This window comes from Sphingomonas sp. GlSt437, assembly GCF_048015635.2.
Taxonomy (GTDB): domain Bacteria; phylum Pseudomonadota; class Alphaproteobacteria; order Sphingomonadales; family Sphingomonadaceae; genus Sphingomonas.
Window position 1 is genome coordinate 19,990 of sequence record NZ_JBPGYA010000003.1, and the last position, 17,391, is coordinate 37,380.

General features: G+C 61.0%; 11 protein-coding genes. 6 read left to right on the forward strand and 5 right to left on the reverse strand.

Annotated features, from left to right (window positions below):
- Positions 1 to 51: 51 nt before the first annotated feature.
- From bamA to fabZ, 3 genes are read left to right on the forward strand one after another with little or no spacing between them, the layout of a single operon-like run.
- Positions 52 to 2,805: an outer membrane protein assembly factor BamA gene (bamA, locus tag ACLB0R_RS14040; protein ID WP_416643979.1), complete on the forward strand. Its 2,754-nt coding sequence runs from the start codon at positions 52 to 54 to the stop codon at positions 2,803 to 2,805.
- Positions 2,805 to 3,449 (forward strand): OmpH family outer membrane protein, encoded by a 645-nt coding sequence (locus tag ACLB0R_RS14045; protein WP_416643980.1) that lies wholly within the window; start codon positions 2,805 to 2,807, stop codon positions 3,447 to 3,449. The genes bamA and ACLB0R_RS14045 overlap by 1 nt, the downstream gene beginning before the upstream one ends.
- Before the next feature lie 5 nt (positions 3,450 to 3,454).
- Entirely contained in the window at positions 3,455 to 3,949 is a 495-nt protein-coding gene (gene fabZ, locus ACLB0R_RS14050; protein ID WP_416643981.1) for a 3-hydroxyacyl-ACP dehydratase FabZ, read from the forward strand.
- On the opposite strand, the gene ACLB0R_RS14055 is transcribed toward fabZ, so the two are convergent.
- The 3 genes from ACLB0R_RS14055 to ACLB0R_RS14065 all read right to left on the reverse strand — a co-directional run bounded on the left by ACLB0R_RS14055 (position 3,946) and on the right by ACLB0R_RS14065 (position 7,533).
- Complete coding sequence (locus ACLB0R_RS14055; RefSeq protein WP_416643982.1) at positions 3,946 to 5,373, reverse strand: APC family permease; 1,428 nt, start codon at positions 5,371 to 5,373, stop codon at positions 3,946 to 3,948. The genes fabZ and ACLB0R_RS14055 overlap by 4 nt on opposite strands.
- A gap of 64 nt (positions 5,374 to 5,437) precedes the next feature.
- The gene (locus tag ACLB0R_RS14060; RefSeq protein WP_416643983.1) at positions 5,438 to 6,889 is read right to left on the reverse strand and encodes an AMP nucleosidase; all 1,452 of its coding nucleotides are present in this window, start codon (positions 6,887 to 6,889) and stop codon (positions 5,438 to 5,440) included.
- Between the two features lie 161 nt (positions 6,890 to 7,050).
- Positions 7,051 to 7,533 (reverse strand): peroxiredoxin, encoded by a 483-nt coding sequence (locus tag ACLB0R_RS14065; RefSeq protein WP_416643984.1) that lies wholly within the window; start codon positions 7,531 to 7,533, stop codon positions 7,051 to 7,053.
- Between the two features lie 141 nt (positions 7,534 to 7,674).
- Here ACLB0R_RS14065 and ACLB0R_RS14070 point away from each other — a divergent pair, with 141 nt between their 5' ends.
- The 3 genes from ACLB0R_RS14070 (at position 7,675) to ACLB0R_RS14080 (ending at position 13,122) form a co-directional block, all read left to right on the forward strand.
- Positions 7,675 to 8,235, forward strand: a complete 561-nt coding sequence (locus ACLB0R_RS14070; RefSeq protein ID WP_416643985.1) for a YqgE/AlgH family protein — start codon at positions 7,675 to 7,677, stop codon at positions 8,233 to 8,235.
- Between the two features lie 129 nt (positions 8,236 to 8,364).
- Complete coding sequence (gene ahcY, locus ACLB0R_RS14075; RefSeq protein ID WP_416643986.1) at positions 8,365 to 9,777, forward strand: adenosylhomocysteinase; 1,413 nt, start codon at positions 8,365 to 8,367, stop codon at positions 9,775 to 9,777.
- A 174-nt stretch (positions 9,778 to 9,951) separates the two neighbouring features.
- Positions 9,952 to 13,122: a TonB-dependent receptor domain-containing protein gene (locus ACLB0R_RS14080; RefSeq protein ID WP_416643987.1), complete on the forward strand. Its 3,171-nt coding sequence runs from the start codon at positions 9,952 to 9,954 to the stop codon at positions 13,120 to 13,122.
- Between the two features lie 112 nt (positions 13,123 to 13,234).
- Here ACLB0R_RS14080 and ACLB0R_RS14085 read toward each other — a convergent pair whose 3' ends face one another.
- Both ACLB0R_RS14085 and ACLB0R_RS14090 read right to left on the reverse strand, forming a co-directional pair.
- Complete coding sequence (locus ACLB0R_RS14085; RefSeq protein ID WP_416643988.1) at positions 13,235 to 14,020, reverse strand: hypothetical protein; 786 nt, start codon at positions 14,018 to 14,020, stop codon at positions 13,235 to 13,237.
- Positions 14,021 to 14,148: 128 nt separating this feature from the next.
- On the reverse strand, positions 14,149 to 17,334 hold the full coding sequence (locus tag ACLB0R_RS14090) for a TonB-dependent receptor domain-containing protein (RefSeq protein ID WP_434953865.1): 3,186 nt from the start codon (positions 17,332 to 17,334) through the stop codon (positions 14,149 to 14,151).
- Between the last annotated feature and the right edge of the window lie 57 nt (positions 17,335 to 17,391).

Genomic DNA, 17,391 nt, shown 5'->3' on the forward strand with positions numbered 1-17,391 from the left:
GGAGAGGCGGCTGATGCAGCCGCGCACGATAATTCCTGTTGGGGTGGAAGAGTGAAAGCGACCAAGGTTACCAAATTCGGCGCGCGCGCTTGCGCCACGTTGCTCACCGGCACCATCCTGTCGAGCGGCTGCGCGATTGCCCATGCGCAGACCGCGCCTGCGCCCGCTGCTACTCAGGCGCCCGCAGCCGCGGCACCGGCGCCGGCTGCTCCCGCCGCGACCACGCCCGAGCCTGCCGCACACATCATCCATTCGCTCCGCGTCGAAGGGTCGCAGCGCATCGAGCCCGATACGGTGCTCACCTACGTCAAGCTGCGCGAAGGCCAGGTCTATAATAACGAGATCCTCGACCAGGCGATCAAGGATCTGCTCGCGAGCGACTTGTTCGCCGATGTGACCATCGTCGGTGCCGAAACCGGCAATATCGTGCTGCGTGTCCGCGAAAACCCGATCATCAACCGCATTATCTTCGAAGGTAACAAGCGGCTGAAGCAGGAAAAGATCGATAAGGAAATCAAGCTCAAGGCGCGCCAGATTTTCACGCGCTCGGCAGTGCGGCAGGATGTCGCGCGCGTCATCGAGCTCTATCGCCGCCAGGGCCGCTTCGCCGCGACGGTGACGCCCAAGATGGTCGCGCTCGACCAGAACCGCGTCGACGTGATTTTCGAAGTGAATGAAGGGCCGAAATCCAAGGTCCGCCAGATCAACATCATCGGCAATCAGGTTTTCTCGGACGGTAAGCTTAAGGAACAGATGGCGACCAAGCAGGCCGGCCTGCGCCATTTCCTGAGCTCGAACACGAGCTACGACCAGGACCGGCTTTCTTACGACCAGCAGAAGCTGCGCCAATTCTACCTGACCCAAGGCTATGCCGACTTCAAGGTGACTTCGGCCGTTGCCGAGCTGACGCCCAACAAGCGCGACTTCATCATCACCTACGTGGTGGAGGAAGGGAAACGCTATCACTTTGGCGATGTGACGGTCGACAGCGATATCCGCGATTTTGACAATAGCAAACTTGCCAAGTCGCTCTCAGTCAAAAAGGGCGATTGGTACAACGCCAAAAAGGCCGAGGACTCGATCGACTCGATCAATCAGACTGCCGGTCTGTTCGGCTATGCATTTGCCGAAGTGAATCCGGAGTATACGCCCGATCGCGAAAAGCTGGAAATGAATATCAATTTCCACATTTCGGAAGCCAACCGTACCTATGTCGAGCGCATCGACATTAACGGCAATACGATCACGCAGGACAAGGTCGTCCGGCGCGAAATGCGCCTGAACGAAGGGGATGCGTTCAACACCTTCCTTGTCAAGCGTTCGCAGGATCGCATCAATTCGCTTGGTTATTTCCAGGAAAAGTTCGAGATTACGCAAAAGCCGGGCTCGTCGCCCGACCGCGTGGTGCTCGAAGCCAATCTGGAAGAAAAGGCGACGGGGCAGCTCAACCTGTCGGTCGGCTATTCGAGCCTGGAGCGGTTCCTGATCCAGGCATCGATCGAGCAGCGCAATTTCCGCGGCCTCGGCCAGACGCTACGGGCCAGTGTCGAATATTCGACCTATTCGAAGCAAGTCGATCTGGGCTTTACCGAGCCCTATCTGTTCGATCGCAACATTGCGATTGGCGGTGATATCTTCCGGCGCGATTACAATGCGTTCAACTATGTCGGCGATTCACGCCAGACCTCGTACAGCCAGGTATCGACCGGTTTTCAGATCCGCGTCGGCTTGCCACTGACCGAATATTGGTCACTCGCCGGGCGCTATAGCCTGACTTATGATCAGGTCGGACTGAACGCAAATACCTATTATACCAATGGAATCTGCACTGCCGGGCGCTATTTGTGCGAGGAAGTTGGCAACCGGGTGACGTCGGCGGTGGGCTTTTCGTTGATCCGCGACAGCCTCAACAGCCGGTTGCATCCGACGAGAGGCCAACAATTCTCGCTGAACGAGGATTTCGCGGGTCTTGGTGGTGACGTCCGCTACCTGCGCACGCGCGTCGAATATCATCGCTATCACGATATCGGCAGCGGCTTCATCCTCGGGCTTAGCGGTGAGGCAGCCTATATCAAGGCGTTGCGGGGCAGCCCCGGGGCCGGTGTCGACCCGGTCCGCATCATTGATCGCTTCTATCTTGGCGAGCCGCAATTCCCGGGCTTTGACATTCGCGGCGTTGGCCCGCGCATTCTGCGCATTCCGTACACCACGGATTCGACGACCGGCGTGCAAAGCCTCGTTACCGACCGCAATCAGATCAGCGACGATGCACTGGGCGGCCGGGCCTATTATCTCGGCAAGCTGGAACTCGAATTGCCGCTCGGTTCGGGCGGACGCGAGCTTGGTCTTCGCCCGTCAATTTTCGTTGCATTCGGTGCGCTGTTTGGCGTGACGCGGCCGCTGCCGACCGAGACCTTCCCGACGCATGTCGACCCAACGACGGGTCAGACGATTGTCGATCCGCTTGTCGCTCAGCAGTTCGCGTCGAATGGCCAGCCTTATTATATCGTGCCATCGACCGATACGACGAACCCCAACGCCGTCACGACGTGTTCGACGGGCTATTCGGCGACGGTCGGCGGCGCTTGCACGGGCACGTCGACGAACAGTTTGTACACTGTCACCACCCAGCCGTTCCTTGAACGTTTCACTGGCGATTCAGCCAAGCCGCGCGTCTCCGTCGGTGTCGGCATCAACTGGAATTCGCCGTTCGGACCGCTCCGTATCGATATCGCCAAGGCGCTGGTCACAGTGCCCGGAGATGACAAGAAGCTCGTAACCTTCAACGTAGGGACCCAATTCTGATGAAAATGCTTGCGAAATCGGCCGCGCTCGCGGCCGCGATGACGGCTGGCGCGCTCGCGCTGCCGGGGGTGGCGTCGGCGCAATCGACGCTGACCGTCGATATCAATACGCTGTACAGCGACAGCAGCGCAGCCAAGAGCGGTGCCTCGCAGATCCAGGCCAAATATGGCGCGACGGCGCAGACGCTGAAGGCCAATCTCGACGCTGCCTACAAGGCGCTCGATGACGCCACGGCCGCGGCGCGCAAGGTCGCCAAGCCCGATGGCACGCTGGCCCCGACCGCGCCTGAAGCCGATGCTTATGCCAAGGCCCGCCAGAAGGCAGCGGAAGCTGAGCAGCAATACAGCGCGTTCATCCAGGAAGTGCAGCGCGTCGACCAGTATGTGCGCTACCAGATTCTCGAAAAGGTCGGTCCGATCGCCGAGCAGGTGCGCAAGACCAAGAACAGCAACATCGTCGTCCCGCGCGATCAGACGCTGGCATTCGACCCGGCGACCGACATCACGCCTGCCGTGCTGCAGCAGCTCAACGCGACGATGACGACCGTGTCGATCACGCCGCCGCAGCAGCAGCAGGCACCTGCTCAGGGCACCCCGGCCCCGGCACCGACCCAGCCGGCCAAGCAGCAGCCCAAGAGCCGCTGACGCGAATGAGCGACGGCGCCGTGCATGACGTTGGGGAAGGGCGGGCCGCGCTTGGCCCGCTCGACATCCGCTCGGTCATGGCGGCGCTGCCCCATCGTTACCCGATGCTGCTGGTCGATCGTGTCGAGGAATTGATCCCCGACCGGTCGATCGCGGCGATCAAGGCGGTGACGATCAACGAAGGCTTTTTCCAGGGGCATTTCCCCGGCCGCCCGATCATGCCGGGCGTGCTGATCGTCGAGGCGCTAGCGCAGGCCGCCGGCGTGCTCGCGGTCGAAAGCCTGGGCCTCGCCGGCTCGGGCAAGCTCGTCTATTTCATGGCGATCGACGAGGCGAAATTCCGCAGACCCGTCGAGCCCGGCGTGTTGCTGCGGCTTGAGGTCGAGTTCATCCAGAAGCGGGCGACGGTGTGCAAATTCGCCGGTCGCGCGCTGATCGACGGCCAGGTCGCGGCGCAGGCCAATTTCACCGCGATGATTGCCGACCCACCGAGCGCCTAAGCGTCGACCACATCGCGCGCGACCAGCGCGTCGATATCGTCCGGCCCGCGCATCTTCCAACCGCCGGGTCGCCGCATCAGCACGAAGCGGTAATAACAAAACGCCAGCAGATAGGCGCCCGCGCAGATGAACAGCGATTTGCGCCCCGTCTCGGCGTCGAGCCACAGGACGACCGCCTCGCCGATCACGATGCCCACACCGAGCAGCGGGATCAGTGGGAAAAGCGGTGTGCGATACCGCGCGCCGGTCCGCCCGCTCCGCCGGCCGATATAGACGCCCAGGACGTAGAAAATGGTGAGGATCGTCGTGCTGCCGGAGAGCAGCAGCAGCTTGGCGGTCAACGGGATGTAGGTGGCAAGCGCGGTCGATGTGCCGAGCAGGAGCAGCGCGACCCAAGGCGCATCGGTCCGCCGCGTCAGCCGCGTCAGTGCGTGGTTGATCGGCGCGGTGAACAGCTCGGTCCGCCCCATGCTGAACACGGTGCGCCCGAGCCCGACAAACCCGGCCAGGCACGCGTTGAAGATCGCAATCGCGATCGACAGCGACACCAGCTTTAACAGGAACGCAGGGAGATATTGGCCCAGGAACGTCTCAAACGGCGCGTCATTGGCCAACACGGCTTTCAAATCATGCGCGCCGACGATCGTGCCGAAGACGGGGGCGATCTCAAAAAACACGGTGAGCAAAAACGCGATCAGGATGATCCGACCGATGGTCTCTGGCCGCTTCATATCCTCGCTGAACATCAACGCTTGCGACGCGCCGGCGAGTGCCCAGGAGGAATTATTGACCGCGATGCCGATGATCCCGATCGACGCGGCGATCCACACGCCATTGTCGAGGTGGACCGGGTTCAGTACGCACACGGCAGCATCCGGCTGCGCGTGCCAGACACCGATCGCCGCCACCAACAGCAGCGCGGCGAACTCGATCAGCATGAAGATGCCGGTCAGCATTTCGTTGGCGCGGATGTTGAGCATCGCCAGCGCCGTCACCGTGGCAATGGTGATGAAGGTGATCATCGTTGCGCTGAGCGGGATGCCGAAGGGCGCGAGATAAATCGCGATGCCGATCGCCGACAGGTTGAGGAACACCGGCATGTTGATGAGCGTCGCGATATAGGTGGTCGCCCCCGCCCAATCGCCCATCGCGTGGCCGATCGCCGCATAATCATAGCCGGCCGTGGGGTAAGCCGCGCCGAGCTCGGCGATGAGCGCGGTCTGGCAATAGCAGACCACAGCGCCGATCAGGAAGGCGATGACCGATCCGGTGCCGGCTTGCTGCAGGATCGATGCACCGCTGACGAAGATCGACACCCCCGGCGACAGCACCGACAGCGTCAGAATGATAACGCCAAGACCCGAAAGCGAGCGATGGAAACGATGCGGCGTCTTATCCTCAGTCCCACTCGTCGCCGCGTCCATGCCTGCTCCATCGCTCCGGTTGCCGCGCCGATCCTAAGAGCGGTTTCGGCGCTGGCAATGCCATTTAGCGGAACGGCGGCTCGTTGAAGGCGCGCAGCTTGCGGGAATGCAGCTTGGCGCCTTCGCGACGCAACTCCTCGCAGGTCTCGATGCCGATCTTCATATGTTCGGCGATGGCGCGCTCGTAGAAGCGATTGGCCTGGCCGGGGAGCTTGAGCTCGCCATGGAGCGGCTTGTCCGACACGCAGAGCAAAGTGCCGTAGGGCACGCGGAAGCGATAACCCTGCGCGGCGATGGTCGCGCTCTCCATGTCGATGCCGACCGCGCGGCTGAGCGAGAAGCGCAACGCCGATTGCGAATAGCGCAACTCCCAATTGCGGTCGTCGGTGGTCACGATCGTGCCGGTGCGCAGCCGGCGTTTGAGTTCATCGCCTGACTGGCCCGAGACGGTCTGCGCGGCACGCGCCAGCGCTTGCTGCACCTCGGCGATAGCGGGCACCGGGATTTCGGGCGGTAGCACATCGTCGAGCACATGGTCGTCGCGCAGATAGGCGTGGGCGAGGACATAATCGCCGATCCGCTGGCTGGGGCGCAGACCGCCGCAATGGCCGATCATCAGCCACGCCTCGGGCCGCACCACGGCAAGGTGATCGCAGATGGTCTTGGCGTTCGATGGCCCGACGCCGATGTTGACCAGCGTGATGCCAGTGCGATCGTCGGCCATCAAGTGATAGGCGGGCATCTGGTGTCGCCGCCACGCGCTCGTGTCCGCCAGCACCGCCTCGATATCGTCGCCGGCCTTGACCATGACGCCCCCAGCGCCCGACAGGGCTGTGAAGCGGCTACCATCCCCCAATTGGCTCGCCGCCCAGCGCACGAACTCATCCACGTAGCGATGATAGTTGGTGAACAGCACATAGCGCTGAACATACTCGGCGGGCGTGCCGGTATAATGCTTCAGCCGCGCCAGGCTGAAATCGGTACGCAGCGCGTCGAACAGCGCGAGCGGGCGGACCCCGTCGACATTTTCGAGCAGGCCGTCGGCCGTCTCGTCGCCGATATAGGCAAGCTCGGTCGCGGGGAAATGCTGGGCGAGCTCGGCCGCCGAGACGTCATCAAGGCTGAGCGCCGCGCCGGCATCGAGCACATAGGGGAAGGGGATTTCCTGCCGACCGGGGACCGCCACGACATCGACATCATAATCCTCGATCAGCAGGCTCAGCTGCTCGGTCAGATAATCGCGGAAGACGCCGGGCTTGGTGACGCTGATCCGGTATTCGCCGGGCGAGACCAGCCGGCCGAACGAGCGGAGCGGCGTGGGGCGGCCATCGGCACCGCGATAGGTCAGCTGGATTTCGGGATAAGCGAAGGCACCGCTCGCGCGCAGCGTCGGGTCGGGCGGGGTGCCGTGGCTCAGGTAAGCGGTAAGCGCGGCGCGCAGCCGCTCGACCGAGGCGTTGTAGAGCCGATCAAGATCGGTAACGATTTCGACGGCGGCGGGGCAGGGGGTGCTCATGGCCCGTCGGGCTAGAGCAGCCATGTTGCGCTGGCAAGTCGGGGGCTGAGCTTACCGTCACCCCGGCCTTGAGCCGGGGTCCCGCTGCTCGCCCGCGGAAGAAGAAGCCGGACCCCGGGTCAAGCCCGGGGTGACGACCAGTTGTTTAATTGACGAGCGATTTACAGCTGCTCGAGCATATGCTCGGCGCTGCTCACCTGGAATTCGCCCGGCGCTTCGACGTTGAGCTGAGTGACGACGCCGTCCTCGACGATCATCGAGAAACGCTGGCCGCGCTTGCCGAGCCCGAATTTGCTGCCGTCCATCGTCAGGCCAACGGCCTCGGCGAAATCGCCATTGCCGTCGCCGAGCATCGTCACCTTGCCATCGGCATTGTTCGACTTGCTCCACGCGCCGAGCACGAACGCGTCGTTGACCGCCGTGCAGGCGACTTCATCAACGCCCTTGGCCTTCAGGTCGTCGAGATGCTCGATAAAGCCGGGCAAGTGCTTGGCCGAGCAGGTCGGCGTAAACGCGCCGGGCACCGAGAACAGTGCGACCTTGCGGCCTGCGAAGAAGCTGTCGGTGTCGACCGCCTCGGGGCCGTGATCGGTCGCCTTGGTGAAGGTAGCGCTGGGCAGCTTGTCGCCAACCTTGATCGTCATCGGAGCAGTTCCTTTCATGCTGAATGCCGCTGCCCCTTACCCTCGCCGTGCCAAGGATAAAAGCCGGTGATGCGCTGATTGAGCCGATAAGGCGCGCCTTGTCGTTGGACGCCGGGGGAAGGCAGGAGTATCTTGCCGCCAATGACCGCGCCGCCCTTCCTCACCGGCCAATTCCTGCTGGCGATGCCCGGCATCGGCGATCCGCGCTTTGAACGCGCGGTGATCGCGATGTGCGCCCATGATGAGAATGGCGCGCTTGGTATCGGCGTCGGTAACCCGATTCGCGAGCTGGGGTTGCACGATCTGCTCGAGCAGTTCGAGATCGACACCGACACAGCGCCCAACGCGCCGGTCGTGCTGGGTGGTCCGGTGGAGCCCGCGCGCGGCTTTGTGCTCCACAGCAAGGATTGGGGCGGGCAGGACACGATCGATGTCGCCGGCCGCTGGGCGCTGTCGGGCTCGATCGATGCGTTGCGCGCGATTGCGGAGGGGAAAGGGCCGAGCCACTGGCTCGTCGCGCTCGGTTACGCCGGCTGGAGCGCGGGCCAGCTCGACGAGGAAATGACGCGCCACGGCTGGCTGGCGGTTTCGGGCACGGTCGAGCTGCTGTTCGATACCCCGGCCGATCAGCGCTGGGAGCGCGCCTATCGCGACGCGGGCATCGATCCGAGGCTGTTGGTCAGCGGGGCAGGGCAGGCATAGCGGGCCATCCTCTCGCAGGCATATAAAGACATCTTTATATTTGATTTGGGCGTGTCCAGCGGCTATGGCCCGGCCATTCCGGGCGAGAATGCCCGGTTGCCAACCCTTGCCCATTTCAGGAGACCCCTTGTGGCCACCACCGTCCTTGAGCGCGATTACGTCGTCGCCGACATCAGCCTTGCCGATTTCGGCCGCAAGGAAATCGACATCGCCGAAACCGAAATGCCGGGCCTGATGGCGCTGCGCAGCGAGTTCGGCGCGTCGCAGCCGCTGAAGGGCGCGCGCATCACCGGGTCGCTGCACATGACGATCCAGACCGCGGTGCTGATCGAGACGCTGACCGCGCTCGGCGCCGAGGTGCGCTGGGCGACGTGCAACATCTTCTCGACGCAGGACCACGCCGCCGCCGCCATCGCCGCCTCGGGCGTGCCGGTGTTCGCGATCAAGGGCGAGAGCCTGGCGGACTACTGGGACTATGTCGGCCGCATCTTCGACTGGGATGATGGCACCGGCCAGACCGCCAACATGATCCTCGACGATGGCGGCGATGCGACGATGTTCGCGCTGTGGGGCGCCAAGATCGAAGCCGGCCACAGCCTGCCCGAACCCGAGAATGACGAGGAAGTCGAATTCCAGCGCGCGCTGAAGGCGTTCGTCGCGGCGAAGCCCGGCTACCTCACCGAGAGCGTCAAGAACATCAAGGGCGTGTCGGAAGAGACCACCACCGGCGTCCACCGCCTTTACGCCATCGCCAAGAAGGGCGAGCTGCCGTTCCCGGCGATCAACGTCAACGACAGCGTCACCAAGTCGAAGTTCGACAATCTTTACGGCTGCAAGGAATCGCTGGTCGACGCGATCCGTCGCGGCACCGATGTGATGCTGGCCGGCAAGGTCGCGACCGTCGCCGGCTTTGGCGACGTCGGCAAGGGCTCGGCCCAGTCGCTCCGTAATGGCGGTGCGCGCGTGCTGGTCACCGAAATCGATCCGATCTGCGCGCTGCAGGCGGCGATGGAAGGCTTTGAAGTCGTCACGATGGAAGAAGCGGTCAAGCGCTCGGATATCTTCGTGACCGCCACCGGCAATGCCGACGTCATCACTGCCGATCACATGAAGGCGATGAAGAACATGGCGATCGTCTGCAACATCGGCCATTTCGACAGCGAGATCCAGATTTCGGCGCTGTCGAACTACAAATGGACCGAAGTGAAGCCGCAGGTCGACCTGGTCGAATTCCCCGACGGCAAGCAGATCATCATCCTGTCCAAGGGCCGGCTGGTGAACCTGGGCAACGCGACCGGTCACCCGAGCTTCGTGATGTCGGCGAGCTTCACCAACCAGACGCTGGCGCAGATCGAGCTGTTCACCAAGGGCGGCGAATACAAGAACGACGTGTACGTCCTGCCCAAGCACCTCGACGAGAAGGTCGCCGCGCTCCACCTCGAAAAGCTCGGCGTGAAGCTGACTCAGCTCAGCCAGAAGCAGGCCGATTATATCGGCGTGCCGGTGGCGGGCCCGTTCAAGCCCGATCATTACCGTTATTGATCAATCGGCTCGCCAAGCCGGGGCATAGGGCCGACGGCTTGGCGAACCTGTTGCATTTTAGCGACATACAGTAATTTTGCTTAGTTGCGGCTTGAAGCGTTAACGCTCACGCTGCACCCTTTCCTCGCCCGGACATTCAAAGGAATGGCGGGTGCTTTTGTGAAGGGGACTATAATGCGTCGTAATCCTCACCTTGTTTCCCGACGGTTGCTGCTGTCGGCTTCATTCATCGCTGCGGCTGTTCACGCAGGGGCTGCTTCGGCCCAAGCGGTTGCTGCCGATCCTTCTCCTGCTCCAGAGGCACAAGGGGCGGCCCCGCCTCCTGCGACCGACACGAAGGAAAAATCTCAAGAGATTATCGTGACGGGTTCGCGCATCGCACAGCGCGGCCTCCAAACGGCGTCACCGATCGAGCAGATCACATCGCAAGAGCTTGATGCTCGCGGTTTTCAGACCGTCGCGCAGGCGCTTAACGAGCAGCCGACATTCGGCGTGCCGGGTGCATCGCCGGTTGGCTTCAACCAATCCGGCTTCGGTGCCGGCCAAAGCTTTGTCAATTTCCTCGGGCTGGGATCCCAGCGTACGCTGACCTTGGTCAATGGCCGGCGATTTGTCTCGTCCAACACGTCATCGATTTTTGGACCGACAGGATCGGGCGGCAACCAAGTCGACCTCAACATCATACCGACCAAGCTGATTGATCGGATCGAAACCGTCGCTGCGATCGGCGCGCCGATTTATGGTTCGGACGCCATTGCGGGCACGATCAACATCATCCTCAAGCGCGATTATCAAGGCCTCGATCTGGATGCCCAAAATGGCGTCTCGTCGCGCGGCGACGCGCCCGATCACCGTTTCCGCCTGCTTGCCGGCCACAATTTCGCTGGCGGCCGAGGGAATATCACCTTCGCGGCCGAATATGATGAATCAAAGGGTCTTTTGTTTACCGACCGCCCGTCCACCGCAAGTGACGATCGATTTGCCGATAATCGCAATGGCGTATTGAGTGCATCGGGTTCGCTGCAGCAGTCCATCTACCGCGATTTTCGCGTGCCGTCGGTCGATCCAAACGGCATCCCCGTTGTTGGTGGTGCCGCTTTCGGTCTCGATTTCGTAACGAGCCCGCAGCAGTCCAACCTTATTTTTGGGGACCCGACGCAGACTTTTGGCGTTCAAAATGCAGCAGGACAAACCTTGCGTTTTGACCCCAGTGGCTCGCTTATCCCGATCAATTTCGGCAACACTGTCGGAACCGATAGCAATTTCAATGTGTTTACCAGTGGTGGCAACGCCTACAAGCTATCGTCTGTCGAGAATCTTCTGACGGACATCAAGCGCTACAGCACGAATTTGAATGCGTCTTTCGACCTGACCGATAACATTCGCTTGTTCGGCGAGGGGTGGTACAGCGTTAGCGAGGGCAGAAACCTTGCTTCGCAGCCCGCCTATAATGTGGGCCTGTTCGGCGCGGCAGGCACTCGCGATGGCAGCTTGATCCTCCCGCTGACCAACCCGTTCCTGTCCGCACCCGCACGAGCGGCCATTCAGAACGCCATTACCAATAACCCCAATAGCGATCAGAACACTTTTGGCGTTCCGCAGAATTATTTCTACCTAGGTCGTGCCAATATCGACCTGTCTTCCGGCGTATCCACCGGCAAATCGGAAGTCATCCGGTTTGTTGGCGGCGTTGACGGCACGTTGCACGTGTTACCGGGCAAGGATTGGCGGTTCGAGGCCTATTTCAACTATGGCCAGTCGAGAGTTACCAGCCGGAATCCAGAGCTGAACGAGCAAAATTTCCTCAATGCGCTGAACTCGACCGTGGATGCATCGGGCAAGATCGTCTGCGCGCCGGGCTATACGAATTCGGTGATCCCGACGATCAGCTCGAGCTGTGCGCCGCTCAATCCGTTCGGTCAGCAAAACAGCCAAGCCGTGAAGGACTATATTACGACGATTGCGACGCCGAAGAACATCAACCATCAATATGACGCGGTCGTTTCGATTGCCGGTCCTTTCGCCAAGCTACCTGGTGGCGACTTGTCGTTTGCGCTGGGCTACGAGCATCGCGCCGAAGATTCGAGCTTTAATCCCGGCGCTTTCTACTTTGGCAGCGGTACCGGAGATTCGTCACAGCGCGGCAGCTACGGCCGATCGGTGCCGATTGACCCGGTGTTCGGTAAATATCACACCAACGAGCTTTTCGGAGAGCTCAACGCGAATATCATTTCGCCGGCCAACCATGTTCCATTCGTATCCGAGCTGACGCTCCAGTCGGCCGGGCGCTATATCTGGAACTCGCAGGCGGGCGGTGATGCGACCTATACGTTCCAGGCGCGCTATGCGCCGGTCCCCGACATCACGTTCCGCGGCGCCTATACGCGCGCGGTTCGCGCACCGTCGATCACTGAGGCGTACAACCCGAGATCGAGTGCCTTTGGGTTCGCGACCGACGTTTGCGATCAGACGCTGGTGAATGTCGGCCCCGATCCTGCCGCGCGTAAAGCGAATTGCGCGGCTGCCGGGGTGCCGACCAACTTCAGTTCGCTGTCAAACCAGCGTTCTTTCCAGACCTTCACCTTCGGCAATAACGCGCTGACCAATGAGCAGTCTGACAGCTTCACGGCAGGTATCGTTCTCAAGCCGCGTTTCCTGCGGGGCTTCAGCGCGACGGTCGATTATATCGACATCACCCTCAAGAACGCGATCAGCCAGTTCAGCAATGATCAGGTGGTCGAGGCATGTTATGACTCGCGCTCCTATCCTAACAACACTTTCTGCGGCCTGGTGCAGCGCGATCCAGGAACGCACCAGCTGTCGCTGGTGGGGAGCAGCTACTTCAACTCGTCTGAACTGCGCTACAAGGGCATCATCGTCGATGCGCTTTATCGCACCAAGACGGATTTCCTTGGCGCGGGCAGCCATGTTGGCGTTAAGGTAAGCTATCAATATCTTGATACGCTCTCCACCGTCGTAACCGCGGGGGCTGCGCCTGTCCTTACGAGCAACACGCCCGGCTATTCACCCAACAAGGGCATTGCGACGTTCATGTACGACAGGGGCGGATTTCACGGGCAGTTTGAAGTCAATTATATCGGCCGCGCTCGGATCAACCCGAACAACCCGATCGACTTCTACACGGTGCCGTATGTGAACTCCTTCACTTATGTGAATCTGTCGCTCTCGCAGGACATTAGCAAGCGGTTCACGGTCCACATCGATGTCGACAATCTCTTCGATGCTGGGGCCCCGTACCCCTTCCCGGCGAGTGGCGGCTTCACGCCGTATTTCCCCGGCATCCTAGGCACATATATTCGTGCCGGAGCGGCAGTGCACTTCTAAGCATTTGTAACGCTGATTGTTGTTGAGTCGGCGAGCAGCAACCCTGCTCGCCGACTTTTTCGAAAGCAGCATCGGCGGTGATTTGCCCGGCGGTTGGGAGAGGCGGCTCGGGTCAGAAATATCCCAGAATCGCCCGCAATCCGGGTACGGCGAAATCCACCAGCTTCTTCTGCATCGCCGGCAATTCGTCCGGGAAGTCGATGGCTGGACCAGTCAGGTTTTCCCGCGCCGTGCCGCTTTGCTTGCGGTCCGACCCGATGGCGACGCGCTCGCGCCAATCGCTCGGCATGGCGATGCCGCACGCATCGAACAGTGTCGCGAAGAAAAATTCGGCGGCACGGCTTTCCAGTTGCTTGAGATTGGCAACGAGCTCCTCATAGCGGACGAGATGGATATCGGTGCCGAGCCACGCGACTGCGTTGTTCGTGTATATATCGATCATCGGCGGCGCTTTTTGGTAAATGCCGAAGATCATCAGGTTGAGCAGTTGCTCGACCGAAAGCTCGCCGTTTTTGAGCCGGTCGACATTGCCGCTGAATTCGCTGGAAACGAAAAAGCGCGCACGCGCCAACACCCAGTCATAGGGATCGCGAACGAGCAATATCTTGCGCGCGCCGGCCAGCTCCATCGCCGAGTCATCGCTGAAGAACAAATGTCCCCAGCTCAGCTGCGGTTTGGTCGGATCCAAGGCGGAGAGATGTTGGCCCAGATTTGCCCATTGGATGAACTGGGCATGATATTGCTGCTCCACGGGGACAAACATGCGGATGATGTTGCGGAGCAGATGGCTGCCGCACTTGGGGACGCTGTTGAGAAACAGGGTCTGCCGTAGCGGTGCTTGATCGAACCGGCGGTTCTCGTCGTTGAGCGTGTCGGGGAACATCCGGACGATGGGCATGGTCTATCCTTTGCCGGCCTTTGCGGGGCGGCTTGACCGGCGTGTCGCTCGCTCTGCCGGGCAACTGACTGAAGCGCAACCCCGAGGAACCGGCGCGGGCCGGCCCCTCGGGGAAGGTGCTTGTCAGCTTAGAAGTGAGTCTTGATGGTCAGGAATCCGCGCCGACCGATCAGATCATATTGCGACGAGAATACGCTCTGGCCGTATGTCGATGTTTCGCTGTTGTTGAAGTGCGAAACACGCGGCGGCTGGGTGTTGAACAGGTTGGTGACACCCAGCGTGACCTCGATCCACGAGAATTTCTTGGTGATCGAAGCGCTATGGTAGAATACCGGGCTCACCTTCAGGCTTTCGCAATAGCCGCCGGGGAACAGCGCGCTGCTCGCATAGCATTGCGAGCCGCCATCGATCAGATACTGCGCCAAATCTGATGCGCCGCCGATGACATTCAGGCCGTAATAGAGCGAAATGCTGTCCTTGCTCCATTGCGCGTTGAACGCCCCGGTCCATACGGGATCACCAACTCGGCTGTTGAGATCGCGCTCGGTCCCTGAGAACAGCGCGCGCCGGTCGGTAAGCTGCCAAGTCATCTCCGCCGTGAAGTCGATCTTACCCCACTGGCCGAGGCCCTGGGCAAGGTTGGCGGTCACGTCGATGCCTTCGTTCAACTGACGGTTCACGTTGATGAAGCTGTCATGCACCACCGAGATGGCGTTGACCGGCGCCGTCGTCTGACGCGTGAACAGGCTGCAGAGCGGATCAGTCGGGAAGAACTGGGAGCTGTAGCAGCCGTAAACGATGTTCGCCGGCCCGAGCTGGCTGATCTCACCCTTCACTTCGATGTTGAAATAGTCGACCGCGATGTTGATCTTGGTGTTGGGCAGTGCACCGAAGCGCGGCGTCAGGATGATGCTCGCCGTTTTCGCGGTCGAGGTTTCAGCATGGACGGTGCCAACGCCGCCGCCGGTAAGGACGGTCGCGGTAGCCGCGCCGCCGATATAATTCGGCGGGATGCCAGCAGCCGCGCAGTTCTTCTGGATGATCGTGGGCGTGTGATTTGCCGGATCGCCATAGTTGATGCAGGGATCGATCTGGCGCTGACCAATGAAGCTCGATTGGTCAGCAAGGAAATCCTCGAACAACGCCGGCGCACGGTAAGACGTACCCCAGGTGCCGCGGAAGCGCAGCCAGTCATTGACCTTCCAGTTTGCACCCACCTTATAGGTGATGTTGCCATTATCGCTGAACGACGTCAGCTTCTGCGGGATATATTTACCCGGATTGGCCGGGTCGGGATACAGCAGGCCGTTTGAATCGCGCGTCGCGGTCGAATTGGTGACGCGGATCGACCCCGATATGCCGAGCTCTTGGATGAACGGCGTATTGTGGATCAGCGGAACGTCAATTTCACCATAGGCCTCTTTGGTGATGTTGTGGCCCGCGGTGATGCCCGACGAGGTATTACCCCAGCTGTTGTTGGTGTAAGAGCTTGCCAGCGTCGGGTCGGCGCCCGCTTTCAGCGCATAGGTGATGTTGCCCGGCCGATCAAAGATCGAGTCCCGGCGCCATTCGATGCCGATAGCGGCTGCAACCAGACCTGCCGGCAATCGGAACAGATTGCCCGTCGCTGAAAGCTCGAAGTTGAGCTGCTTGTAAAGCGTCCGCCCCGTTTCGTTGCCGAACAGATAATTACGCTGGGCTTGCGTGACGTTGCCGGCGAGGAACCCCGGATCCAGCCAATTTACGACTAGGCAGGGAACCTTCCGGACGGACGTCAGGTCGGCATTTGTGCAGGATCCGCCAAAACCATAATTGGTCTGCTGCGAGATCGAGTCGTTGTAGATCTGATCATTGGTGTAGAGACCGACAGACTTGCTGTATTGAACGAAGCCGTCCCAGGTCCAGCTCTTCAGGAACGACCCGAAATCGCCCCGAGCGCCGCCAACGGCGCGCCAATAGGTCACGTTCTGTGCGGAATCGGAATGATCGGTGATCGGCGTGGGGCTCAAGACACCGCCCGAAAAACCGGGCGAAGGCGGTCCGCCGAAATCGCCGGTATATTGGTAATCCCAGAACTGGCGGAATCCGTTCTGATAGGTCTTGCGCCGGTTCCACAGCCCCTCGGCGTACAGCTCGACATGGTCGCCCAGCTTGATCGACGCGTCACTGTAGAAAGTAAGGCGCTTGGTATCCGGAATGACCGTCGCCGCAGCGTAGAGCGGGTTGTAAAGATGGTCGATCGCGCCCGAGGCGGGGTCGTAGCCCATCATGTAAAAGTTGTTCGGCACGGTGAAGGCGCCGCTTGCAAAAGCTGGGCTGAGATTAGGCACATATTTGCCCAGATTCTCGTTGCCGTACGAAAAACCGCCACGGCCCGTGCGCACGGTCGCGCCGGTGTAATCGTAAAGATACACCTGGCCCCAGCTCAGCTGCGCGCACCGATACGTCCCGGTGATCGGGTTGACGAGGTCCGCCCGAGCGCCCGACTTGGTGAAGACGTAATCTTCGGGGCAATCGAGATAGCGGCGCTGGCCCTGAGCAAGCTCGGTCTGATGATAATAGTCTGCAGCGAAGAGGAAATGGCCTGCATGTGCGCCGCCCCATTCCGTGCCCCACGAGGCGCTGATGCGGTACTGGTCGCCGCCGCCGCCCTGCGAAGCATTGCCGGACGCCTTGAGTTCAAGTCCGTGCGTCTTGGTCTTGGTGATGATGTTGACCACGCCGGCAACGGCATCTGAGCCGTAAATGGAGGATGCGCCGTCCTTTTCGATCTGAACCTGCTGAATGATCGATTCAGGCAGCACGTTGAGGTCGAACGCGGACACCGCGCCGCGCGTCCCCGCGGGCCCGGCGCGACGGCTGTTGAGCAGCACCAGGGTGCGATTGGCGCCAAGGCCGCGCAGCGAAATCGTCGATGCACCCGGACCACCATCGGTGACGAAGTTCGACGAGATGGCGCTCGTAACCTGGGCGGAGCCAGAAGCGATGGGGGACGACTGTAACAGTTCAGCCGTGTCAATAACGCCCCGCTTCTCCTGCACTTCAGGATCGATCACCGCGATCGGCGATGGGCTGTTGAACGCCGTGGTCTTGATGCGAGAGCCGGTAACCACGATGACTTTTTCGTCATCCTTGCCGGCGCTGCTTTTGTCGTTCGGCGTTTGTGAAGACGTCGCTGTCGGCGACGTTCCCTTGTCCGACTGGTCAGCCGCCGGCGTTGTCTGCGCCACAGCGGGCGCTGAGACCGTCAGCAGCGAGCCGAAGAAAAGCGATGTGCCAAGCGCGCTGGACGCGCACCACCCTGATTTCCGCACGATATAGCCCCCTTATTCCCGTTTGGATACAGAAAGGTTGCAGTTTTACGACCGGCC

Bases quoted from the DNA above. Each gene is read 5' to 3' on its own strand.
- ACLB0R_RS14045 (WP_416643980.1), top strand. From the start codon at position 2,805: ATGAAAATGCTTGCGAAATCGGCCGCGCTCGCGGCCGCGATGACGGCT.
- ACLB0R_RS14085 (WP_416643988.1), bottom strand. From the start codon at position 14,020: ATGCCCATCGTCCGGATGTTCCCCGACACGCTCAACGACGAGAACCGC.
- ACLB0R_RS14070 (WP_416643985.1), top strand. From the start codon at position 7,675: ATGACCGCGCCGCCCTTCCTCACCGGCCAATTCCTGCTGGCGATGCCC.
- fabZ (WP_416643981.1), top strand. From the start codon at position 3,455: ATGAGCGACGGCGCCGTGCATGACGTTGGGGAAGGGCGGGCCGCGCTT.
- ACLB0R_RS14080 (WP_416643987.1), top strand. From the start codon at position 9,952: ATGCGTCGTAATCCTCACCTTGTTTCCCGACGGTTGCTGCTGTCGGCT.
- ACLB0R_RS14065 (WP_416643984.1), bottom strand. From the start codon at position 7,533: ATGACGATCAAGGTTGGCGACAAGCTGCCCAGCGCTACCTTCACCAAG.
- ACLB0R_RS14060 (WP_416643983.1), bottom strand. From the start codon at position 6,889: ATGAGCACCCCCTGCCCCGCCGCCGTCGAAATCGTTACCGATCTTGAT.
- ACLB0R_RS14055 (WP_416643982.1), bottom strand. From the start codon at position 5,373: ATGGACGCGGCGACGAGTGGGACTGAGGATAAGACGCCGCATCGTTTC.